The sequence below is a fragment of the Sphingobium sp. D43FB genome (assembly GCF_002312805.1).
Taxonomy (GTDB): domain Bacteria; phylum Pseudomonadota; class Alphaproteobacteria; order Sphingomonadales; family Sphingomonadaceae; genus Sphingobium.
This window is the reverse complement of the sequence record NZ_NMUA01000006.1, coordinates 162,539-186,359: the sequence shown is the minus strand read 5'-3', so window position 1 is coordinate 186,359 and position 23,821 is coordinate 162,539. Positions and strand designations below refer to the sequence as shown.

The following is a 23,821-nucleotide window of genomic DNA, read 5'->3' as shown; positions in this document are numbered from 1 at the left end:
GAGGGACACATCCTCCGGCCGCCAGAGCGGGCGTAGCTCAGGGGTAGAGCACAACCTTGCCAAGGTTGGGGTCGAGGGTTCGAATCCCTTCGCCCGCTCCAGAATTTCAATGACTTAGCAGCGATTTTTGCCCTTCAATTTTCCCTTCGGGGAAACATTGGGGGAGCGGACTTGTTCAAGGTTAAGCCAGCGAAACCAGCTCGCGAAAGTCTGTTTCGCGGACGATGTGGATGGGTTGCCCCTTGGCGGCCAGGTCTTCGGCCTTGCGGTGCTTTCGTTGAAGCTCTCCCCACACGCTATTAAAGCTGGCGTGAGAAATGCGCGATAGGCCACCCCAAGGCGAGGTAGCCTCTCCTATTACGAGCCCGCGAAGTGATACGCCCGAACAGACGTCACGATAGTCCTATGACCGGGACATGCGTATTGTCCCCTATGCAGGTCTGAACCGGAATCGGTTAGTCGTGGCCACTCACGGGAGTAGATGCACTGACCGATCAGCAGCTCGAATGGCATGCCCTGCCCGAAGATGATGTGCTTCGCCTATTGGCGTGTCACAAAACCGGCCTTGGTCGGGACGAGGTTGATCGCCGCCTGGTCACATTCGGGCCGAACAGCCTGCCGCCGCCCGCCACGGTGCATCCCGTGCTGCGGTTCCTGGCGCAGTTCAACAGCGCGCTTATCTATTTCCTGCTCGCGGCGGCGGGCGCGGCGCTGTTGCTGGGCCATGTCGTCGACGCGGCCGTGATCGCCGCGGTGGTGGTCGCCAATGCGATCGTCGGCTTCGTCCAGGAAGGGAAGGCTGAGCGGGCGCTGGGCGCGATCCGCGATCTGATTGCTCCTCATGCGACGGTATTGCGGGATGGCGCGCGCCAGACGGTCGATGTCGCGGTTTTGGTTCCAGGCGATATCGTCATCCTTGAGGCGGGTGACCGGGTGCCCGCCGACATGCGCATCCTGCGCGCGCGCGGATTGAAGATCGACGAAGCGCTGTTGACCGGCGAGTCCGTCACGTCGGAAAAGCATGAACCGCCGGTTGCCGCCGATGCGGCGCTGGGCGATCGTCACAACATGGCCTTTTCCGGCACGATGGTGACGACGGGTCAGGCGACGGCGGTTGTCGTCGCCACAGGCGCGCGGACCCAGATCGGGCATATCAGCGGATTGCTCGGCGGCGTCGAGACGCTCACGACGCCGTTGCTGCGGCAGATCAACCACTTCGCGAGCCGCTTCACCTGGGCCATGCTGGGTGCGGCTGTCCTGTTGTTCGCTTTTGCCGTGCTTGTGCGGGACTTCGCCTGGGACGATGCGCTGATCGCCGTCGTCGCCGTTGCGGTCGGCGTGATCCCCGAAGGCCTGCCCGCGGTCATCACGATTACGCTGGCGATCGGGGTCCAGCGCATGGCCGGGCGCAAGGCGGTGATCCGCAAGCTGCCCGCCGTCGAAACGCTGGGCGCGACGTCAGTCATCTGCACCGACAAGACCGGCACCCTCACCCGCAACGAGATGACCGTTCGGCATATCTTCATCGATGACCATCACCTGCTGGTGAGCGGGTCGGGCTATGCCCCCCACGGCGCGCTGACCGCCGAAAATCACGATGATGATGCGACCGCGATTGCGGCGGCAAGCGCCATCATCCGCTGCGGCCTCCTGTGCAACGATGCCCAGTTACGCGAGGAGTCTGGCGACTGGCATGTCGAGGGCGATCCCATGGAGGGCGCGCTGGCGGCGCTGGCGATGAAAGCGGGCTTCAGTCCCGATCATGCCCGTGGCGAATGGGCACGGCTGGATGAGATACCGTTCGACGCCGCCTATCGCTTTATGGCGACCCTGCATCGCAGTCCCGACGGAGAGCCGGTCGCCTTCATCAAGGGGGCACCCGAAGCCTTGCTGGCGATGGCGCAGGGCAAGGCTTCCAGCGCGCATTGGGATGACCAGATCGCAAGTGCGGCGGCGGCTGGCGAGCGGGTGCTGGGTTTCGCGACCAAGCGGCTGGCGCATGGCAGCGAACGGCTGGCCTTCTCCGACCTTGAAACGGGTGTCGAATTTCTGGGCCTGATGGGCTTTATCGACCCGCCGCGCGCAGAAGCGGTGCGCGCGATCGCGGAGTGCCGTTCGGCCGGTATCGACGTGAAAATGATCACCGGCGACCATGTCGCGACCGCCCTGGCGATCGCCCGGCAACTCGACCTGGCCGACGATCCCAAGGCCATGACCGGCGCCGATCTCGACCCCCTGTCCGACGCGCAATTGCAGGCCATGGTCCCGCATATCGCCGTCTTCGCCCGCACCAGCCCGGAACATAAATTGCGCATCGTCCGGGCGCTGCAGGCGAACGGCGCGATCGTCGCGATGACGGGCGATGGGGTGAATGACTCGCCCTCGCTCAAACAGGCCGATGTGGGGACGGCGATGGGCCTCAAAGGCACGGAGGCCGCGCGTGAAGCGTCGGAGATGGTGCTTCTGGACGATAATTTCGCGTCCATCGTGGCTGCCGTCCATGAAGGGCGAACGGTCTACGACAATATCCGCAAGGTCATTTCCTGGACGCTGCCGACCAATGGTGGCGAGTCCGTGGCGGTCATCCTCGCGATTCTGGTTGGCTTCACGCTGCCGATGACGGCGACGCAAATCCTGTGGATCAATCTCGTCACCGCCGTCAGCCTGGGGCTAGTGCTGGCATTCGAGCCGGCCGAGCCCGGCGTCATGCAGCGCCCACCCCGCGCCGCCGACGCGCCCCTTTTGTCGCCCTTCCTGCTGTGGCGGGTGATCATCGTCTCGATCCTGTTTGCGGGCACGACGCTGGGTGTCTTCTTCACCCTGGCCGAAGGACGCAGTATCGAGGTAGCCCGCACCATGGTCGTCAACATGCTGGTCGTTGCGGAGATATTCTATCTGTTCAACGTCCGCTTCCTGCATATGCGTTCGCTGACATGGCGCGGCGTTCTGGGCACCCGGCCGGTCCTGATCGCCATTGGCGCGGTCGTGACCGCGCAGCTTGCCTTCACCTATCTGCCTGTCCTCAACCGGCTGTTCGACAGTCGCCCGCTCACGCTGCGCGATGGCGGCTTGATCGTCCTGGTCGGCATCGCCCTGTTTCTACTGCTCGAAGGCGAAAAGCGGCTGATGCGCCGCTTGGGCTGGTTCAAGGAATTGCGGGCCTGACGGGCAAGTCCGTATGTCAGGCGTGCAGATGCTGTCCGTTATCGACCGGGATCACCGTGCCGGTAATGCGCTTTGCCGCGTCGCTGACGAGGAAGGCGGCCAGGTTGCCGACATCGCTCACCTCGACAAGTTCGCCCTTCGGGGCGAGCGCGGCGGCTTGTTCGAGCAAGGCATCGAACCGGTCGATGCCGCTGGCCGCGCGGGTCGCGATCGGTCCTGGCGAAATGGCATGGACGCGGATGCCGGCGGGTGACAGTTCGGCCGCGAGATAGCGGGTGGCGCTTTCGAGCGCGGCCTTTACCGGCCCCATCAGATTATAATGATCGACCACCCGTTCGGAGCCGTAAAAGGTCACGCAGAGCAGGCAGCCCCCTTCGGTCATCAGCGGTTCGGCCAGCTTCGCCATGCGCAGAAAGCTGTGGCAGGACACGTCCATGGCCAGCGCAAAGCCCTCCGCGCTGCAATCGGTGACCCGTCCGTGCAGGTCATCCTTCGGCGCAAAGGCGATGGAGTGCAGCAGGAAGTCGAGCCCGCCCCAGCGTTCGCGAACCTGGTCGAACAGCCGCTCCAGATCGCCCGGCACGCGGACGTCGCATGGCGCGGTCCATTCCATGCCATTACGTTCGGTGACCGGCAAAACCCAGTCCTGCGCCTTGTCGTTGAGATAGGTGGCGGCCAGCCGCGCGCCGCATTGCGCGAACGCTGCCGCGCATCCGGCCGCGATGCTCTGTTCATTGGCGATCCCGATGATGAGGCCGCGTTTCCCGCGAAGGTCGACAAGAGGGGTCATGCGGCATCTCCAAGCAAAAGATTCATTATGTGCAGGGCGATCATACGCTCTTCGTCGGTGGGGATCACGCGGACCGTCACCCGGCTGCCCGCCGTGCTGATGACGGGCTGGTTCGCGCTGTTGGCGCTTTCGTCCAGTTCGATGCCCAGCCATGCAAGCTGTCGGCAGATCCGGCTGCGGATATCGGCATGATGTTCGCCGATACCGGCAGTGAAGACGATGCCGTCCAGCCCGCCCAGCGATGCGGTCAACGCGCCGGCTTCCTTGGCGGCACGCCACGCGAACAGGCTGATCGCCTCTTCGGCGTGCGGATCGGCGCTTTCCGACAGGGTGCGCATGTCGCTCGACAGGTCGGAGACGCCGAGCAGGCCGGACTGGCGGTAGAGCATATCCTCCACCGCCTGCGCGCTCATGCCCCTATGCGTCTGGAGGTGCAGCACGACGCCGGGGTCGATCGCGCCGCAGCGCGTTCCCATCATCAGCCCGTCGAGCGCGGTGAAGCCCATGGTCGTGTCGATACTGCGCCCGTCGCGGATCGCGCAGAGGCTGGCGCCATTGCCGAGATGCGCGGCTATGACCCTGCCCCTGGCCAGGGCCGGATCGATGTGCGTCAGGCGATGGACGATATATTCATAGGACAGGCCGTGGAAACCATAGCGCCTGATACCCTGATCATGCAGCGCGCGCGGCAAAGCGAGGCGCGACGCGATCTCCGGCTTGTCATGATGGAAGGCGGTATCGAAACAGGCGACCTGCGGGATGTCGGGCCGAAGGGCGGCAATGGCGCGGATCGCCGCCAGATTGTGCGGCTGGTGCAGCGGAGCGAGCGCGCACAGGGCATCGAGCTTGTCGAGCAACGCCGGGTCCACCAGCCGGGGTGTCGCAAACTCCATGCCGCCATGAACGACCCGGTGGCCAATGCCGATCACCTCGCGTCCTTCGAGATGCGTGGTCGCCCAGTCGATCAGATAGTCGAGCAGCGCAGCATGGCTGAGCGCCGCGCCATCCGCCCAGTCATGATCGTGGATCACGCCCCCATCCGCCGTGCGGATGGCGATGCGCGGGGCGATGCCGATCCGCTCGATCTTGCCGCCCGCCGATAGCGTGGGAGAGCGCCCGTCCTCCAGCGTGAACAGCGCGAACTTGATGCTCGACGAGCCGGAATTGATGCTGACGACGGCTTTCATGCAGGTGCGCCCTCCGGCAGGCCCGGCGCGGCCTTGGTCGCCGCGACGGCCAGGAGGACCGCCACGGCGCAGGAGGCCAGCCGGGTGCGCAGGCTGTCGGCGCGACTGGTCAGGATGATCGGTACCCGCGCGCCCAGCACGACCCCTGCGGCATCCGCCCCGCCCAGGAAGGTCAGCTGCTTGGCCAGCATATTGCCCGCTTCGATATTGGGCACGACCAATATATCCGCACGGCCCGCGACGGGCGAGACGATGCCCTTTTCCCGTGCGGCCGCTTCGCTGACGGCATTGTCGAACGCCAGCGGGCCATCGAGCAGCCCGCCGGTGATCTGGCCCCGGTCGGCCATCTTGCACAGGGCCGCTGCATCGAGCGTCGATGGCATGGAGGGGGTCACCGTCTCGACCGCCGACAGGATCGCCACCTTGGGTTCGGCCTGGCCCAGGACATGGGCGAGGTCGATCGCATTGCGGATGATGTCGGCCTTGTCCTCCAGCGTGGGGGCGATGTTGATCGCCGCGTCGGTGATGATCAGGGGATTGGGGTGACCCGGAACGTCCATGACATAGGCATGGCTGATCCGCCGTTCGGTGCGCAGGCCGGTCGCGCGGGACACGATCGCGCCCATGAGTTCGTCGGTGTGGAGCGACCCCTTCATCAGCAGCCGCGCTTCGCCGGAGCGTACCAGTTCGACGGCCTTCGCGGCGGAGTCATGGCTGTGAATGCTCGGCACGATGCGAAAGGCGCTGATGTCCTTCCCCGCTTCCTCGGCGGCCTGACGGATGCGGGCCTCTGGACCGACCAGGATGGGCACGATCAACCCGGCCTCGGCCGCTTCGACCGCAGCGGCAATGGCGGCGGCCGAGCAGGGATGCGCCACCGCCGTCGTCACGGGATGGCCCGACGCCGCCTCGATCAGGCGGTTATAGCCATCATGATCGGATAGCCGGATGTCGGGCAGGGCGATGCGCGGACGGCGGATCTTGTCGGTCGGGGCCTTCACCTCCGCCTCGCCGGTGATGACCGTCTCGCCATTCTGGTTCACGCAGCGGCAGTCGAGCAGGACGATGCTGCGATCGGGCTGCGTGGCGGTGACGGTGACGGAGGCAGTGATATGATCGCCGACGCCCACCGGGCGCAGGAACCGCAGCGACTGGCCGAGATAGATGGTGCCAGGGCCCGGTAACTCGGTGCCCAGCACGGCCGACAGCAGGCCCGCCCCCCACATGCCATGGGCGATGATGCGGCGGAAAAAATCCGTCTCGGCAAATTCGCTGTCGAGATGGGCCGGGTTCACATCGCCCGACACCAGCGCGAACAACTGAATATCCTTGAGCGACAGCGTGCGGGTGACGCTGGCGGTATCGCCGACCTTGATTTCGGCAAAGGTCCGGTTCTCGATCTCGACATCGGTCATGGATTATTTCTCCAGAACATAGAGGCCAGGCGCATCGCCGAGCGTCGGATAGCCCTTGTCAGGCGCGCCCATCGATGGCGGCGGCTGGGGCTCGCCCGAACGCGCGTCCAGCCAGTGCCCCCATTCGGGCCACCATGACCCTTCCTTGCGCGGGGCGACCGCAAACCATTCATCCGGCGCGAGGGCGGCACCATCAGCCTCTCGCGTCAGGACGTGATAGCGTCGCCTCGCATGGCCCGGTTCGGATACGATACCGGCATTATGCCCGCCGCTGGTCAGGACGAAGGTGGTTTCGGCCCCGGTCGCCAAATGGATCTTGTGAACCGATCGCCAAGGCGCGACATGATCCCGCTCGGTCCCGACCACGAACAAGGGCGCGCGGATCGCGGACAGGGCGATCGTGCGGCCATCGACCGCGAACTTGCCTTCGGCCAGTTCATCATTGAGGAACAGACGGGTCAGATATTCGCCGTGCATCGCATAGGGCATGCGCGTGCCGTCGGCATTCCAGGCCATGAGGTCGTTCATCGGCGGGCGTTCTCCCATGAGATAGGTCTGGAGTATCTGCGACCAGACGAGATCGTTGGACCGCAATATCTGGAATGCGCCGCCCATTCGCGCGCTGTCGAGATAGCCGCGCGTCGACATCAGATTGTTGAGCATGGCCAGTTGCGATTCGTCGATGAAGAGGCCGAGTTCGCCCGGTTCGCTGAACTCCGTCTGCGCCGCCAGCAGCGTGATGCTGGCCAGCCGCTCATCCCCCTCTCGCGCCATGGCGGCAGCGGCAATGGCGAGCAGCGTGCCGCCCAGACAATAGCCCACGCCATGGATCTTCGCGCTGCCGGTGATGGCGCCAACGGCATCCAGCGCGGCCATCGCGCCCAGGCGACGATAGGCGTCGAGGTCGAGATTGCGGTCTTCGCTGGTGGGATTGTGCCAGGAGATCATGAACACGGTATAGCCCTGACCCGTCAGCCAGCGGACCAGCGAATTTTCCGGCGACAGGTCGAGAATATAATATTTCATGATCCAGGCGGGCATGATCAGGATCGGTTCGGGACGGACCTGCTCGGTGGTCGGCGCATATTGGATCAGTTCGATCAGATGGTTGCGCCACACGACCTTGCCTGGGGTCGCGGCGACGGTTTCGCCGACCCGGAACGCCTCGGCACCCACCGGCGGCTCGCCCCGCGCCTGGCGCTGCATGTCCTGCGCCATGTGATTCAGGCCATCGATCAGGCATTTGCCGCCCGTTTCCACGATCTTGCGCTGCAGCACCGGATTGGTGGCGAGGAAATTGGTGGGAGCGAACATGTCCAGCATCTGTCGCGCCGCAAAGGACGTCTGCGCTTCATGCGCCTTGGACACGCCGCCGATGCTGGTCGTCGCGGCATGCCACCATTGCTGGTTGAGCAGGAAGGCCTGGGTCAAAAAATTGAACGGCGGCTGTTGCCAGGCCGGGTCGGAAAAGCGCCGGTCCTGCGGCAGCGGCTCGATAGCGGGAGCCGCGTCGGGATTGCCCGCGCTGCGCGCCATATAATCGAACAGGCGCAGATATTTCCGGCCCATTTTCGCGGCCAGTTGCATCTGCTTGCCGGGCGAGGAAGCAAGATGCATCGCCCAGTCCGCGCTCGCCAGAAACATGGTCGCCGGAGAAAGGCCATGCGTCGCCTGCGCGATCATCGCACCGGCCGCTTGGTCCATCGAGTCCGCGATGCCGTCGAGCGGATCATTGCCAGGGTAGCGGCTGTCATATGTCATCAAAGATGGTTCCAATCGCGAACGGTGACCAAGCCCCGAACCAAAGCGGCTTCCGGGTGCGGGATCGCCGGATCATCGGCTTGCTGCGATGCACGATCCTATCGCCCGGCGCTTGCAGACCGCGTATGAAGATCCGACTTCGGACGCTATAAGTAGTTACCACGATAGAGTGACGATCGTGACGCTCTGCGAGGATTTTCGCAAATATATCGGCATCATTTAACGTAAGCGTATTTATTATCATACTATGCTTCATAGATTATTATTCACATTGATATGAGCAATTTTTATTAAAGTTGGAATATGTTCTGATGCGATAAGGCCATCCATCCAGCGGGTGTAGAGCTTGGCTTGGGCACATCCATTATGGTGATGGAGGCCACGCTTCCCGTAGCAAAGGCCTTGGATTTGCGCGCCGCCGCCCCAGATGGGGATCTGGTCCATGCGAACAATTATCAAAAAATCGGAGTGCCCCATGCCCGCCACCCGTACCGAAACCGACAGTATCGGCCCGATCGACGTTCCCGCTACCGCCTATTGGGGCGCGCAGACGCAGCGGAGCATGGAGAATTTCCCGTTCGGCGACACCGAGCGGATGCCGATCGGCATTGTCCATGCCATGGCGATCGTGAAGCAGGCGGCGGCGCGCGTGAACCGGCACCATGGGCTGGACGCCACGCATGCCGATGCGATCGAGGCGGCGGCGGCGGCGGTGGCGGCGGGGGAGTATGACGATCAGTTTCCGCTCGTCATCTGGCAGACCGGCAGCGGCACCCAGACCAATATGAACGTCAATGAAGTGATCGCCGGGATCGCCAATGAAGCGCTGACCGGCACGCGTGGCGGCAAGGTGCCGGTGCATCCCAACGACGGTGTGAACTTCGGCCAATCCTCCAACGACAGCTTTCCCACCGCGCTGCATATCGCGGCGGCCTTGGCGGCCGTGAAAGCGCTGTTTCCCGCGCTCGACCGGCTGCACGCCGCGCTCGATGCCAAGGCGCAGGCCTGGGCAAGCATCGTCAAGATCGGTCGCACCCATTTGCAGGATGCGACCCCGCTGACGCTGGGGCAGGAATTTTCGGGCTATGCGCATCAGCTCTATCGCGCAAAAAGCCGCATCGAACCGGCCGTGATGCACGGCATGATGGCGCTGGCGCAGGGTGGCACGGCGGTCGGCACGGGGCTGAATGCACCCAAAGGCTTCGACGTCGCGGTCGCGGCGGAGATTGCGGCGATCACCGGCCTGCCGTTCCGCACGGCCGACAATAAGTTCGAGGCGCTGGCCTCCAACGATCCGCTGGTTCACCTCTCCTCGACTCTCGCCACGCTTGCGGTCGCGCTGACCAAGATCGCCAATGACATCCGCCTGCTCGGTTCCGGCCCGCGCTCTGGCCTTGGCGAGTTGGACCTGCCCGCCAATGAGCCTGGTAGCTCGATCATGCCGGGCAAGGTCAACCCGACCCAATGCGAAATGCTGACGATGGTGGCCGCGCAGGTGATCGGCAATCATCAGGCGGTGACCGTGGGGGGCATGCAGGGCCATCTGGAACTCAATGTGTTCAAGCCGATGATCGGCGCGGCGGTGCTGCGCTCGATCCATCTGCTTGCGGTCGGCATGGACAGTTTCGCCGAACGTTGCGTCGAGGGGCTGGAGGCGAATGAGGCGCGGATCGCCGAACTGGTCGATCGGTCGCTGATGCTGGTCACGGCGCTGGCGCCTGCGATCGGCTATGACCAGGCAGCAGCGATCGCCAAACAGGCCCACAAGACCGGTCAGACGCTTAAGGAAGCCGGGCTGGAACTGGGGCTGGTGGACGAGGCGACCTTCGACGCGCTGGTGCGCCCGGAAAATATGGTGTGATCCATATGGCACTGGTGGAACCCGTGGGCCTCCGATACATTAACCCTCTATGAAGAAGCTGCGCACCCCCTCCGCCTCGCTCGTCACCGTCCGTTCGCCCAAGCGCGCAGGCATATTGCGAAAGGTCGCCCGCGTCGGCGCAACCGTCGTGGCGACGCGTGTAGCCGCAGCAACAGGCAAGGCCGGCATATTGGGGCTGGTCGCAGGCATGGGGGCCAAGCGGGTCATTATGCGGTTCCCGGCCGGGGCGCTGTTTGTCACCGGTGCCTATATGGCGGGCAAGCTGTATGAGGCGAAGCGCGAAGCCGACCGCAAGCGCGCCACCAAATTGCTGCCCGACCTTAGCGCCGAGCCGACCCCAGCCGAACCGATCCCGATCGATAAGGCGCGCAAGGCCCGCGAAGGCTAGAGCGCGGCCTGCCAGTCGCGCACCGCGTCGATCGGCCAGGTCAGCATCAGGATATTGAGCGTCAGATTGTCGCGGATGACGGCGAGCGCCAATAGCTCGAACCCGACGCCGACCACGACCGTCAGCCAGACCGGCGCGCGCGATGCGAATAGGAAGCCCAAGGCCATCATGCCGATGTCGCTCACAGAATTGAGGATCGAATCGCCCGAATAGCCAAGCGCGATCGTCGCAGTGCGATACCGGTCGATGATGATCGGTGAATTTTCGAGAATTTCCCACGCCGACTCGATCGCCACCGCGACGGCCAGCCGAATGCCGATGGGTCGCCGCCGCAGCACCATCCAGGTGCCGCCGTAAAAGAGAAAGCCATGGATGATATGGCTGAGGCTATACCAGTCCGCGACATGCTGGCTATTGCCGCTATCGAGCGCGCCATGCCATAATTCCACGGTGCCACAGGCGCAAATTGGCGGCCTTTGCATCAGGAAGAGGATGACGCCGGTCATCACGACGATCAGCCCCGCAAGGATGAAACCCCGACGATTGGCGGCGTGCTTGCGGCGCATATCCTGTTCCTTCCGTCATCCGGCCTCTTGCCAAAGCCTGTCCCAAGCGTCACTAGCGGCCATGGCCGAGCATATCCCGATCGAAACGCCCGATTTCCAGCGCCGTGGCGTTCTCTTCGTTCTGTCCTCGCCTTCGGGCGCGGGCAAGTCCACGATCGCGCGCAAATTGCTCGCCGCCGAGCCGGACCTATCCATGTCTGTCTCCGCCACCACCCGGCCGATGCGGCCGGGCGAGGTCGATGGCAAGGATTATCATTTCGTCGATCTGGAAGACTTCCGCCAGATGACGGCCGACCATGAATTTCTCGAATGGGCACATGTCTTTGGCCAGCGCTACGGCACGCCCCGCGCCCCGGTGGAAGCGATGCTCAAGTCCGGCAAGGACGTGCTGTTCGACATCGATTGGCAGGGCGCGCAGCAGTTGCACCAGATCGCCGGGGGCGATGTGGTCCGCATCTTCATCCTGCCGCCCTCGATGGAGGAACTGGAACGCCGCCTGCGCGGGCGCGGGACCGACAGCAACGCCGTGATCGAAGGCCGCATGGCCCGCGCGGCGGGCGAAATCGCGCATTGGGACGGCTATGATTATGTGCTGTGCAATGTGGATGCCGATGATTGTTTCAGCCGGGTGCAGACCATCTTGCATGCCGAACGCATGAAGCGCAGCCGCCAGACCGGCCTCATCGGCTTCATCCGTCGCCTGGGCCGCTATCACCAGGACGATTAATATCAGGCCGTAAAGCCAGCCGGATCGGCCCAGTCGGGATGGGTCCAGGCCATCACCCGGAACAACGTCCCCATCGCCGCTGCATCGGTCAGCCGCATCCGTGCCGCCTCGATCTCGGCCGCGCGGGCGGGCGTTGCGCGGGCGAGTTGTTCGGCGCGTGGATCAATCCCCAATTGCCGCAGGAAATCGCCCTGCCCCACCGTGCCATGCACCCGCAGCCCCGCCTGTCGCGCCATATTGCCGATGACGGCGAAATCGACATGAGTGGTCAAGTCCACCTCGCCCGGATCGGTAAAGGGATCGGCGAACTGGTGCGCCTTGACCGCCTGCAACGTGTCACCCAGCAGCGGCCCTTCATAGCCATAGTCGATGATGATCGCCGCCCCGCCCTGCTTGGCGATGCGCTGCGCCAGGGCGTAGGCGATGCCGGCGCCGACAATCGGCGTTTCGATGATCGCGCCATCCTGCGCCTGCGCCGCGATCGGCGGCAGGCCCGATTCGATGCGGCGATAGCCAGGCACGGGCAGAAAGGCGGCGTCCGCCTCGCGCCGGATCACCACCCGCTCGCGCCATTCGTCGCCGACACGGATGCATTGGCGGACCGGCAGCGCATCGAAAAATTCATTGGCGACGACCAGCAGCGGCCCTTCATGCGGCAAGCTGTCGATACTGTCATGATGGGTGACATGGGGGATCAGCCCGCGTTGCCGGTCGCGCAGGACGGGGCTGGTCTCGACGCAATGAACGCGCGGGGCGAGCGCCGCGCGCTCCATCGCCCGTAGCGCATCGGCCGCCAGCGTGCCGCGCCCCGGCCCCAGCTCGGCATAGAGCGCACCGGGCCGCCGCCCCGACCGCATCCAGACATCGGCCAGGCACAAGCCCACCAGCTCGCCGAACATCTGGCTGATTTCAGGCGCAGTAGTGAAGTCGCCCTCCAGCCCCAGCGGGTCGCGGGTCGCATAATAATGCTGGTTCGATTCGGCCATATAATGGGCGACCGAGATCGGCCCGCCCGCCGCAATCTGCCGGGTCAGTCGTTCCGCCAGCGGTAGCGGTTCAGCTGACACTCGCGCTACCCGCGATCGGCTCCACCCGCACGCGGCGGCCCTTGGCGGTGAAGATGAGGTAGAGGCCGCCTAGGATCATCGGCAAGCACAGCCATTGGCCCATATGCAGGCCGGTGCGCGCAGCGAATTCCATCAACTGGGCATCGGCCTCGCGGAAAAATTCGATACCGAAACGGAAGCATCCGTAGCCGAGCAGGAAGATACCCACCAGCATGCCCGGCTTATAGCGGGCGCGGGTCTTCCAGAAGGCGAAGGCCAGGATGGCGAACAGCACGGCCCCCTCCAGCGCGGCTTCATAAAGCTGGCTGGGATGGCGGGCTGGCCCCAGGATCCAGAGGCCGTTTACTTGTTCTGGAAAGCGAATTGCCCATGGCACATCGGTTTCCTTGCCCCACAATTCGCCATTCACGAAATTGGCGAGGCGGCCGAAGAACAGGCCGAAGGGCACGCAGCAGGCGACATAATCGTGGATGCGCAGCCAGGACAGCTTTTCCTTGCGCGCCATGTAGAGGATGCCGAGCGACACGCCCGCCGCGCCGCCGTGGAAGGACATGCCGCCATTCCAGAGCTTGAGGATATCGAGCGGATTTTGCAGGATTTCGGGCTGGTAGAAGATCACATAGGCGAGCCTCCCGCCGATGATGATGCCCAGCGTCGCATAGAAGATCATGTCGTCGGCATGCCGCCGGGCCATCGGCGATCCTGGCTGCGCGATTAGCCGCAGCAGATACCAATAGCCGATCAATATGCCCGCCAGATAAGCGAGGCTATACCATTTCAGCGTGAAGAACCCCAGGTCGAGGGCGACGGGACTAAGCCCCAGATCCTCGAAACGGATGGCGCTCGAAGCGGCGGTGGCAAGGTCCAGGATCAAATCGGCTTCCTTAGTGGCAAGACGTTTGCCGCCATAGAGGAAGCCCCCGTCAAGACCAAGGGGGCAGTCGCCGGGCCGGGACGGTTTAGGTCATCCCGGCCCGAAGCCTTATTGCGGCAGGCCCAAGGCCTTGACGATATCGGCCCAGGCGACGAGCTTGAAATTCTGCGCCGCCGCGCCATTCTCTCCATCCTGCGCGATGAACAGGCCCCCGGGATAGGCGGGGCCGAAATCGCCCAGCATCAGTTCGATGCCATCGGTTTCCTCCGACCCGCCGATCGCGCCGTCAACCACGCGGAAGCGGCCGACATAGCTGTCGTCGCTGATGCGATAGACGACATAGGCATTGTCGCCCTGGCTGGAGACGAGGACATAGCCGTCCTTCTCTCCGATCGGGGCGATAGCGACGCCTTCGGCATCGGCGACGATATTCTTGCCGTCTGCGGCTGCGATCTTCGTGGGTGTGGTGCTGCCGCTCGCCCGCGCGTCGAAGCGCCACAGGCCGACATCCTCTTCCGCGACATAGAGCGTGCCGGTGCGGTCATCGACCGCGCAGCCCTCCGACTGGGTGCCGAGCTTCATCGTTCGCACGATGCGGCCGGTGGGCGTTGCACCCGACGCATCGAGCGCGACCTGGTTGATCGTCCCGTCCTTGAGCACGATGAAAGCATAGAGACCGGCAGCGTCCGACCCCATGCACAAGCCATAGGCTTCGCCCGCGCCGCCATCGATGGTGCCGAGCGCCGTCAGCTTGGCCGTCGCCGGATCAAGCCGGAACAGCGCCAGCTTAGCGCGGGCGACATCGTTGCGGTCGGAAGCGACGACCAGGATGCCCGTGCCGCCGTTGATCGCGACGCCATCCTTCAGGTCGATATTATTGACCCGGCCCGCGTCGAGAAAGTCGCGCACCTTGCCGTCCAGCCCATAGACATAGACGCCCGCCTTCTTGTCGGTGCCCACGATCAGGCTGGCGGCGGGGTCCGCCGCATTGCGCCAGATTGCCGGATCATCGGCCGCATCGGCATTGGTGGTGCCGACCGGCGTCGTTTCGCCCCGCGCGGTCACCGACACCGCCGGGGTGGCGTTGGCGATGCGCACGGCGATAGGCACTTCGACTTCGCCGGCAGCGCAAGCTGCCAGCGAAATCAGCGGAAGGGTGAGAGCAATGCGCTTCATCAGAAGTTCGCCGTCACGCCGAATTTGGCGGTCCAGTTATATTCCTCAAACTGGAGAACCCGCTTGCCGCCCGCATAATTTTGATAGGCGAAATAGGGTTCGTTGGTGACGTTGATCCATTCGGCGAACACGCGGAGCTTTGGCGTGATGCGATAGCGGGCGCTCAGGTCAACCTGGAAGTGGCTGTCGACATAGCGGTCCTGGTCCGCTTCGCTGCCCAGTTCGTCCAGATATTTGTCGCGGAAGGTGCCCGCTGCGCGCAACGAAATCGGTCCCTTCTCGTAGCCCACAACCAGGTTGAACGTGTTCTTGGATGCCGATGCGAGGGGGATCTGGCGCGGATCGGAAATGTCGCCATCGGTCAGGACCGTGCCCTTGGCGTCGGTATAGGTGTAGTTGGCGTTCAACAACAGACCGTCGAACGGTGCCGGCAGGAAGCTGAACACCTGGCTGTAGGACAGTTCGAGGCCCTTGATCTTGGCCTTGTCGCCATTGATGAAGGTGGTCAGTTCCTCATAATCGACACCATAGATGGTGCCGGGCGTCGTAATCCGCTGTTCCACGACGAAGTCCTTGATCGACTTCCAGAACAGGCCGCCCGTCAATGCGGCATTAGTACCGAAATACCATTCGGCCGAGAAATCAGCGTTCCATGCGCTGTATGGCTTGAGGTTCGGATTGCCCAACGAGGCCTCACGATCTTCGTTGATGTCGAAGCGCGGCGCGAGATTGGACAGTTTGGGACGCACTAGGCTCTTATAGCCGCCCAGGCGGAAGACGAGATTGTTGACCGGCTCGTAGCGGACCGTCAGGCTAGGCAACCAGTTCATATAGTTGCGGCCGAAACGGTTCGGCGTGATCGTGACATTCTCGTCCTCGTCGGTTTCCGTGACGAAGGCGCGGATGTCATTCTTGGTCTGCTCCATGCGGACACCACCGATGACCCGCAATGCCTGGCTGTCCCAGCGGCCCAGCAGATAGGCGGCGAGAACGTCTTCCTTGACCGAATAGTCGGAGGTGGTCGAATTGAGCAGGGTATCGAGCGCATTCAGCTCGAAATTGCCCTTGTTCGCGTTGAAAAATTCGGTCGGGCCAGTGTGGCTGGCCTGCGGCAGAATGTCCTGAATGCGATAGGTCTGGCCGCCCAGCACGTCAGCCAGCGTATAATCGCCATCATAGCCGTCATAGACAGCGGCTTCCAGATTATAGCTCTTCTCGCGCCAGCGCGACTTCATACCGGTCTGAACGGTGAAGGTGCCGCCATCCATGGTGAAGGCCCGCGAAATATCCGCCCGGACCACATATTCGCGATCCTTCGCGTCCGACAGGACGGTCTGCTCCAGTTCGTTGAAGCCATATTCCGAAGGATCGTAAAAGAGATCGGTATTGCCGGTAACCGTGTAGCGCGGCTTCATCGGATCGGAATAGTCGAAGCCGACATCGACGCCATCTTCATCGAAACGGGCACGGAAGCGCGTCGGGTCGACCGAACCATTCTCCCGTTCGCTCGCTTCCGACCAGCTGCCGGCATAGGTGATTTTCCACGGACCCGTATTGGTTTCGCCGCCCACGGTCAGAGATTTGATCTTCTGTGTTTCCAGACGATCCTTCATGCGGCGACGCACTTCGATACGGCCATCGGCGTCGGTGAATTGCGCCGACGTCGCCGTGCCCGATGCTGGTTCTTCATCCATGATGAAGATGACATCGCCACGATATTCCTGATCCTTGAACTGGCTGTAAAGGCCACGAGCATAGAGTTTGGTCGTGTCGGTCGCCAGCCAGTCGAAGCTCAGCGAGCCACCGATGCGCTCACGCTCCACGTCATAATCGCGATACTGGATTTCCTCGGCATAGACCGTGCCGTCTTCGGTCTGGTTCCAGTCCGCTGCTTCGACATTGTCGCTTTCGAACTTGCGCTTATAATAGCTGGCGCCGCCCGCGATGCCGAAGCGATCGGACAGACGGGTCGAAAAGTCGAAGCTGCCCTTGGGCGTCAAGGCATCGGCAAATTCGTTATAGCTGCCTTCCAGCTTGACCGAATAGAGATCCTTCTTGCGGTCAAAGGCGCTGGTCGTGTTGATTTCGATCGAGGCACCGATTGTATCGGCATCCATATCCGGCGTCAGCGACTTTTTGATCTCGATCGATTCGATCAGTTCGGACGGAATGACGTCCAGCGCGACCGAGCGGACATCGCTCTCCGGCGCAGGGATGCGCGTGCCGTTGATCGAGGCGGCGTTGAGTTCGGGGTCAAGGCCGCGGACCGATACGAAACGGCCTTCACCCTGATCGTTCAGAATGTTCACGCCAGGCAGGCGGCGCATCGATTCAGCGGCATTCTGGTCAGGAAACTGACCGATGGCATCGCGGGTCAACACGCTTTCCACGCCGTCGGCCGCGCGCTGGCGCGACAGGGCCGATGCCTGGTTGGCGACCTGCCCGACGACGATGATCGATGCGTCGACGTCCGAACCGATACGGATATTGGCATCGACGTCGCCGGTCTCAGGCACAATCACGGTAACGCGAACCGGATCGGCACCGACATAGCGGGCCTCGATCGTATAGGTGCCCGGTGCGACGTCGGGGAAGCGATAATCGCCATCACGGCCCGCTTCGGCAATGCGACCGAGTTCGACAAGACGCAGCTGGGTCGACTGAAGGGCGCGCGTGCCCGTACCGTCGGACACGGTGCCGGTGATGGTGCCAGCGATGGCGGCAATCGGCGTCGACAGCGCAAGGATGATCGCAGCGCGACTCGCGCTGCGTAATAGATTAGTCATGATGAAGCTCCCCTTTTGTTGGAGAGGCCAGTGCCGCTATTTTCTTACGCAGGCATGGCATTGGCGTTTCGATTAAACGTCTATTTCATGATGATTTGGTGACATTCAGTAGGATGAGCATCCCTTTGGGTGGGCCACCCCCTCAATGAAAATCGCGCGATCCGGGTAATATCCGTACCTGGCGCGGATGGGTGGCGGTGCGCGGTGGGGGGTTGCCGGTGCCGTCGCCGCTGTGGGTCAGGCGGCCGAGCGCGTCGCTGCGGTCATGCACGCGAACAGCCATCAGGTGGACGACGCCTTCCTTGCTGCGCTGGATTTCGCCCTCCACCAGCATCAGCCGGGATGCCATCACCGCGCGCCGCTGCATCTCGAACAGCCGCGCCCACAGCAGGATGTTGGCGACGCCGGTTTCATCCTCGATCGTGATGAAGACGGCATTGCCCTTGCCCGGCCGTTGCCGCACCAGCACCACGCCCGCCACCTGCACCCGCGCACCATTTTTGGCCGCGCTCGCCTGCGCGCAGCTTAGCACACCCTCAGCGGCGAAGGCGGCACGCAGAAACTGCATCGGATGGCCTTTCAAGGACAGGCGCGTCACCTGATAATCGGTCGCCACCTGCTCGGCGAGCGGCATGGCAGGCAGCATGGCGTCCGGTTCCTCGCCCAGTTCGCGCGCGGCCCGGTCCTGTCGGCGCGCCGCGGCAAAGAGCGGCAGTTCGTCGGACGGCGTGCGCCGTGCCTCCCACAAGGCGGCACGCCGGTCCTGCCCCAGCGAACGGCAGGCATCGGCATCGGCCAGCAGGCGGAGCGCGCGCGCGGGCAGGCCCGCCCGGCGCGCCAGATCCTCGATGCTGGTAAAGGGGGCGTCGGCCCGCGCCGCGACCATCTGCGCCGCCCAGCTTTCGCGAAACCCATCGACTTGTCGCAACCCCAGCCGCAGCGCCAGGGCTTTCCCCGTCCCCTCCCCCCGATCCGTCCGGCGCGCCCGGTCGATCGGCTCCAGCCCATTGTCCCATTGGCTGGCATTCACATCGACACCCTGCACGGTCACGCCATGGGCGCGCGCGTCCCGCACCAGTTGCGCGGGCGCGTAGAAGCCCATCGGCTGCGCATTGAGGAGCGCGCAGGCAAAGACCGCAGGCTGGTGGCATTTGAGCCAGGCCGACACATAGACCAGCCGGGCAAAGGAGAGCGCGTGACTCTCCGGGAAGCCGTAGCTGCCAAAGCCTTCGATCTGCTTGAAACAGCGTTCGGCAAAATCAGCCTGATAGCCGCGCGCGGTCATGCCCTTGACCAGCTTTTCGCGGAAATGGTGGATGGTGCCGACATTGCGGAAGGTCGCCATGGCCCGGCGGAGTTGATTGGCTTCCGACGGGGTGAAGCCCGCGGCGACGATGGCCAGCTTCATTGCCTGCTCCTGAAACAGCGGCACGCCATAGGTGGCCCCAAGCAATGTTCTCAATTCGTGGGGATTATGCGGTGGCGCGGGATGCGGAAATTCCGGCTCCTCTTCCCCACAGCGCCGCCGCAGATAGGGGTGGACCATGTCTCCCTCGATCGGTCCAGGCCGCACAATCGCGACCTGAACCGTCAGATCATAAAGGGTGCGGGGGCGCAGGCGCGGCAGCATATTGATTTGCGCCCGGCTCTCCACCTGGAACACGCCGATGCTGTCGCCTTTGCACAGCATGTCGTAAACGGCTGCATCATCGGAATTGATATCGACCGTCAGGTCGTGATCCCCCAGTCCGTGACAGCGCATCAGTTGATAAGCCTTGCGGATGCAACTGAGCATCCCAAGCGCCAGCACATCGACCTTCATCAAGCCCAGCGCATCAATGTCATCCTTGTCCCACTCGATGAAACTGCGGTCGGGCATGGCGGCATTGTGGATCGGCACGGTTTCGTCCAACCGATTCTGCGTCAGCACGAAGCCGCCAACATGCTGCGACAGGTGGCGCGGGAAAGGTGCTTTTATCAGTTGCTCGACCAGCCCCCGCAGCCGCACGACCTCCGGATTGTCGAGGGCGAAGCCAGCATCGATAATCCGCGATTCGCCCAGGTCACCGGAATGGCTGCCCCATATCGTCGCCGACAAGCGCATCGCCACATCTTCGCTGAGGCCCAGCACCTTGGCCACTTCGCGCAGCGCGCTGCGGGACCGATAATGGATGACGGTCGCAGTGATGCCCGCCCGCTCGCGGCCATAGCGGCGATAGATATATTGCATCACTTCCTCGCGCCGCTCATGTTCGAAATCGACGTCGATGTCGGGCGGCTCGTCGCGCTCTTCCGACACGAAGCGGGAAAAGAGCAGGTCATGCTTCATCGGATCGACCGATGTAACGCCCAGCAGGAAGCAGACGATGGAATTGGCCGCCGATCCCCGCCCTTGGCATAATATGGGCGGCTTTCGGGTGCGGGCGAACCGGACTAGGTCATGGACAGTCAGGAAATAATAAGCATATTTCTGGATGCGGATCAGCCGCAGTTCCTGGCCGATCAATGCCCTGACTTTTTGCGGCAACGCCCGGCCATAATGCCGTTTCGCTCGCCGCCGCACCATGTCCTCCAACCAATCATCCGGTGACCAGCCGGGGGGAACTGGCTCATGCGGATATTCATATTGAAGGTCGCTGAGCTTGAAATCGATGCGGGCGATGAACCGGATCGTTTCGGCAATCGCATCAGGGCAGGCGGCAAAGAGCCGCGCCATTTCCGCAGGCGGTTTCAGAAACCGTTCGGCATTGGCGTGCAATAGGCGACCCGCCGTTCTGAGGGTCGTACCCGTCCGGATGCAGGTCAGGACATCCTGCACGGGACGCGCGGTTTCGGCGGCATAGAGTATGTCGTTCGTCGCGATCAGCGGCACCCCCAATTCCCTGGCGACAGCTTGCATCATCGCCATATGGCGGGCATCGCGGCCTTCGTAGCGCATGGACAGACCAAGCCAGACGCGGCCGGGTGCATTTTCCTGCAATCGTTGCGCTACCTGTTGCCATGTCGGTGGGGAAGAAGGCGGCACCAGGCGTAAATGCCCGGACGGTGCCTCCTCTTCTTCATCCTCGGTGGCATAGGCCGGGGGTGTGCGATGGGCCTGTTGCGCCTGCCCGGTAGAAAAGGGCAGGACGATCAACAGCATATCTTCAAGATGCGCGAGTAAATCGCTGAACCGCAGGATGCAGTCGCCCTTGACTGCCCGGATATTCCCCTTGGTCAGCAATCGGGTCAGCCGCCCCCATCCCAGGCGGGTCGTCGGATAGGCGATGATGTCCGGCGTGCCATCGACGAACACCAGCCGCGCGCCAACGATCAGCCGCAGGTCGGTTTCACATGCTGCTTCTTCCTGTGGTGTCAGTAGGGCGGGTTCGCCCTTCTCCTCCCGCGCTTTCAACAGTGCGGCGCGCGCCTTGTCCGGTGCCTCACGCAGCGCGACATACGCGCGAACGACACCGGCCACGCTGTTCCTGTCGGCAATACCGATCGCCTTGAGGCGGAGATGGATCGCCTGTCCGACCAGATCGGCCGGATGCGATGCGCCATGAAGGAAACTATAATGGCTCATCGCCACCAGTTCGGCGAAATCTGGCCCCCCTTTGTCCAGAGGTCGATGCTCCTCCACCCGCCTTCCAGCCGCACGCTTTGCTGCCAACTGGTCCAGTTCGCGCCGATCAGCCGATTTGGGCTTGGCCGGGTCTGGCCCCTTGCGGCGGCTGCTCATGCAAACAGGCCGTGGAGATACCAGCCGGGGTCAGGCGTCTCCGCGCCATAGAGGCCGTGGCGGAACAGCCAGTAGCGGCGGCCGCGTGCATCCTCGACCCGGTAATAGTCGCGTGTTTTGCCGATGCTCTCCCCCTCGATTGCGCCATCCTTCGCGCGCCACCATTCGGGCGCGATCCGTTCGGGGCCTTCGAAGCGGACCACGTCATGCAAGGCGCGCCGCCAGCGGAAGCGGTGGGGCGGGCCGTCGGGCACGCCGGCGATCACGTCGATGGACTGGGGCGGATCGAACAGGTGGATGGGGCGCAACGGCGGGTCGCCCGGTTCGCCGACCGGTCCCCAGTCGGCGGGTGCGCGGACTTCTACGGCGGGCAGCGCCAGTTGCGCTTGTTCGGGAATATGGCTGTCGCGCGGCACCAGCCGCTGGATGCGTCCGCGCCCGGCCCGGATCGACAGCCGATCGACCAGCGCCGCCACGCTTTCGCCCTTGCGCGCTTCGCCCCCTTCCAGCGCCAATTGAGTCGCGGCCATCGGCTCGGCCAGCGGCACCGTCAGGCGCAGCATGTCGAAGCCGAAGCCGGGGTCTATGGGATCGGACAGGGCGTCGATCCGCTCGCGCATCAGCCGCAGGATGGACGGGGCATCGCGCACGGGCAGGCCGGTTTCGACGCGCAGCGGGAAGGCGAGGCCATCGCTGCGGAAGAAGGTCGCTTCGAACCGACGTCCCCCCTGCCCGCGTTCGGCCAGTTGCTCGCCAGCTTCGGCGGCCATCTCCTCCAGCCGCTTGAGCGCATAGGCGGTGCTGCCGATCGGTTCGGCAAAGCGGCGGTCGATGCGGATGGCGGGGCGGGCACGGCGGGGCGCGAGCGGGCGGTGCCCCAGTCCCAACAGCGCATGGAGCGCATCGACCGCTTCCGCGCCGAAGCGCGCAGCGAGTGTCGCGGCGGGGCGGGCCGCAAGATCGCCTATTGTCCGCAGGCCCGCGCGGCGCAGCGCCACCGCGCTTTCGTCCTCCAGCCGTAGCGCCTCTACCGGCAGGCGGCGGATCGTCGCCGCATCGTCGGGTGCGGGGGGCACGGGAAAGCGGGCGAGCGCGTGGGCCGCTTCGGGACTGGCGGCGATCGCATGGCGCACGCGCATACCATAGCGCTCCAGCCGGTCGGCCGCGTCGCGTGCCAGCGCCTCTTCCCCACCCCAGAGATGATCGCAGCCGCTGATATCCAGCATCAGCCCATCGGGACCATCAAGCGCAGCATTGGGGGTGTAACGCCCGCAGCCATCGCACAGCCGTTCGAGCCAATCCTGATCGGCATGCGGCTGGGCATCAAATACGCGCAGGTCCGGTTCGCGGGCGCGCGCGTCGGCCAGGGTCATGGCCGGCAGCAAGCCGATCGCCAACCCGTCGGCATCGACACTCGCCAGCCGCATCGCCCCGCGCACCGGTTCGACGATGACCGCCGGGCCGTTGCCGCCCGCCGCCCATTGGTCAGGCCGCGCGACCCGCAGACGGTCCAGCGCCAGGAAGGGAAAATGCAGCGCCAGATAGCGGCGCGTCGCGGATATCGTCATCGTCATGGCGTTCATCTGCCGCGTCTCCAAATTCACCCCTGTTGCTGTCCCAATATAGTCGCCACGCCATTCCGTCCGGCCCTGCCCGGCGGCGCAACAGGGTGACGTCGAAGGCGCTTTGGCCTGGTGCCTGGCCCGGCAGCGGGGCGGAGGGGGCCGCCGCCACGCGCCAGCGCGTTTCGGCCGCACTGGGCACCGGATCACCGCCGATCCGCAGCAGCAGCGCGGTCACGCCCGATGTCTCCGCCGCCAGCGCCAATCGACGGCTCGCGGTCAGGTCCAGCAAGGGCGCTCGGCCGCGCAGATCAATCAGCAGCGCGCCCAAGGCCGGACAGCGCAGGGCATCGACAGCGGCGCGCAACAGCATCGCATCGTCGGCCATCATGCCGATCAGCAGGCGTTGCGGGTCCAGTCCGAACGCCGCCAGCCCCGGACCATAAGGCGCGCCCGCCACCCGCACCGCCGTCGCGTTGCGCAGCCATAACAAGGGTGCGTCGCGCCCAGCCTGACGCATCCAGAGCAGGGCGAGGCCAGCGGCGGCGCCTTCCTCTTCGACGCTGGCGAAAATCTCATGCACGCGGCCTTGCGCCAGTCCGCCGCCCAGCGCGGCGTCCATTGCGGCAGGACCACAGGTAAAGCGCGGCGAGGCCTCCACCGCTGGCGCGCGGTCCAGCGTGGCGATATGCCGCTTGAGCGCGGCGAGACTGTGAATCGACTCGGCCATTCCATTTGTTCCCTTTATGTTCTT

Annotated in this window: 17 protein-coding genes and 1 tRNA gene; 5 read left to right on the top strand and 13 right to left on the bottom strand. The window is 64.1% G+C overall.

What is annotated here, in order from left to right:
• The first annotated feature begins 26 nt into the window (after positions 1-26).
• A tRNA-Gly gene (locus tag SxD43FB_RS07825) sits at positions 27-101 on the top strand.
• A gap of 415 nt (positions 102-516) precedes the next feature.
• On the top strand, positions 517-3,165 hold the full coding sequence (locus SxD43FB_RS07820) for an HAD-IC family P-type ATPase (protein WP_255245635.1): 2,649 nt from the start codon (positions 517-519) through the stop codon (positions 3,163-3,165).
• A gap of 16 nt (positions 3,166-3,181) precedes the next feature.
• Here SxD43FB_RS07820 and fabI read toward each other — a convergent pair whose 3' ends face one another.
• The 5 genes from fabI to SxD43FB_RS24680 form a co-directional block, all read right to left on the bottom strand.
• Complete coding sequence (gene fabI / locus SxD43FB_RS07815) at positions 3,182-3,955, bottom strand: enoyl-ACP reductase FabI (protein ID WP_096061669.1); 774 nt, start codon at positions 3,953-3,955, stop codon at positions 3,182-3,184.
• Entirely contained in the window at positions 3,952-5,142 is a 1,191-nt protein-coding gene (locus tag SxD43FB_RS07810; RefSeq protein ID WP_096061668.1) for an acetate/propionate family kinase, read from the bottom strand. The genes fabI and SxD43FB_RS07810 overlap by 4 nt, the downstream gene beginning before the upstream one ends.
• Positions 5,139-6,557 carry a bifunctional enoyl-CoA hydratase/phosphate acetyltransferase gene (locus tag SxD43FB_RS07805; RefSeq protein ID WP_096061667.1) on the bottom strand — a complete coding sequence of 473 codons (1,419 nt, stop codon included), beginning with the start codon at positions 6,555-6,557 and terminating at the stop codon, positions 5,139-5,141. Before SxD43FB_RS07805 ends, SxD43FB_RS07810 begins: the two co-directional genes overlap by 4 nt.
• Before the next feature lie 3 nt (positions 6,558-6,560).
• Positions 6,561-8,318 carry an alpha/beta fold hydrolase gene (locus SxD43FB_RS07800; RefSeq protein ID WP_096061666.1) on the bottom strand — a complete coding sequence of 586 codons (1,758 nt, stop codon included), beginning with the start codon at positions 8,316-8,318 and terminating at the stop codon, positions 6,561-6,563.
• 252 nt (positions 8,319-8,570) lie between these two features.
• Positions 8,571-8,762: a hypothetical protein gene (locus tag SxD43FB_RS24680; protein WP_141249474.1), complete on the bottom strand. Its 192-nt coding sequence runs from the start codon at positions 8,760-8,762 to the stop codon at positions 8,571-8,573.
• Between the two features lie 31 nt (positions 8,763-8,793).
• Between SxD43FB_RS24680 and fumC the strand changes: the two genes are divergently transcribed.
• Positions 8,794-10,179, top strand: coding sequence for a class II fumarate hydratase (gene fumC / locus SxD43FB_RS07795; protein WP_096061665.1), 1,386 nt, complete (start codon positions 8,794-8,796; stop codon positions 10,177-10,179).
• A gap of 49 nt (positions 10,180-10,228) precedes the next feature.
• Positions 10,229-10,588: a hypothetical protein gene (locus tag SxD43FB_RS07790; RefSeq protein ID WP_096061664.1), complete on the top strand. Its 360-nt coding sequence runs from the start codon at positions 10,229-10,231 to the stop codon at positions 10,586-10,588.
• Here the strand turns inward: SxD43FB_RS07790 and SxD43FB_RS07785 are convergent.
• Positions 10,585-11,154 carry a DUF2585 domain-containing protein gene (locus SxD43FB_RS07785; RefSeq protein WP_096061663.1) on the bottom strand — a complete coding sequence of 190 codons (570 nt, stop codon included), beginning with the start codon at positions 11,152-11,154 and terminating at the stop codon, positions 10,585-10,587. The genes SxD43FB_RS07790 and SxD43FB_RS07785 overlap by 4 nt on opposite strands.
• 61 nt (positions 11,155-11,215) lie before the next feature.
• Here SxD43FB_RS07785 and gmk point away from each other — a divergent pair, with 61 nt between their 5' ends.
• Entirely contained in the window at positions 11,216-11,881 is a 666-nt protein-coding gene (gmk, locus tag SxD43FB_RS07780) for a guanylate kinase (RefSeq protein ID WP_096061662.1), read from the top strand.
• A 2-nt stretch (positions 11,882-11,883) separates the two neighbouring features.
• Here gmk and SxD43FB_RS07775 read toward each other — a convergent pair whose 3' ends face one another.
• From SxD43FB_RS07775 to SxD43FB_RS07745, 7 genes are all read right to left on the bottom strand, one after another.
• Positions 11,884-12,948, bottom strand: a complete 1,065-nt coding sequence (locus SxD43FB_RS07775; protein WP_096061661.1) for an SAM-dependent methyltransferase — start codon at positions 12,946-12,948, stop codon at positions 11,884-11,886.
• Complete coding sequence (lgt, locus tag SxD43FB_RS07770; RefSeq protein WP_096061660.1) at positions 12,938-13,822, bottom strand: prolipoprotein diacylglyceryl transferase; 885 nt, start codon at positions 13,820-13,822, stop codon at positions 12,938-12,940. Before lgt ends, SxD43FB_RS07775 begins: the two co-directional genes overlap by 11 nt.
• A 108-nt stretch (positions 13,823-13,930) precedes the next feature.
• The gene (locus SxD43FB_RS07765) at positions 13,931-14,998 is read right to left on the bottom strand and encodes a phytase (RefSeq protein WP_096061659.1); all 1,068 of its coding nucleotides are present in this window, start codon (positions 14,996-14,998) and stop codon (positions 13,931-13,933) included.
• Positions 14,998-17,784, bottom strand: coding sequence for a TonB-dependent receptor (locus SxD43FB_RS07760; protein ID WP_096061658.1), 2,787 nt, complete (start codon positions 17,782-17,784; stop codon positions 14,998-15,000). Before SxD43FB_RS07760 ends, SxD43FB_RS07765 begins: the two co-directional genes overlap by 1 nt.
• Positions 17,785-17,926: 142 nt before the next feature.
• Entirely contained in the window at positions 17,927-21,505 is a 3,579-nt protein-coding gene (locus tag SxD43FB_RS07755; protein ID WP_096061657.1) for an error-prone DNA polymerase, read from the bottom strand.
• Positions 21,502-23,079: a DNA polymerase Y family protein gene (locus tag SxD43FB_RS07750; RefSeq protein WP_096061697.1), complete on the bottom strand. Its 1,578-nt coding sequence runs from the start codon at positions 23,077-23,079 to the stop codon at positions 21,502-21,504. The genes SxD43FB_RS07755 and SxD43FB_RS07750 overlap by 4 nt, the downstream gene beginning before the upstream one ends.
• Positions 22,991-23,797, bottom strand: coding sequence for a hypothetical protein (locus tag SxD43FB_RS07745; RefSeq protein ID WP_096061656.1), 807 nt, complete (start codon positions 23,795-23,797; stop codon positions 22,991-22,993). Before SxD43FB_RS07745 ends, SxD43FB_RS07750 begins: the two co-directional genes overlap by 89 nt.
• Positions 23,798-23,821: the final 24 nt, after the last annotated feature.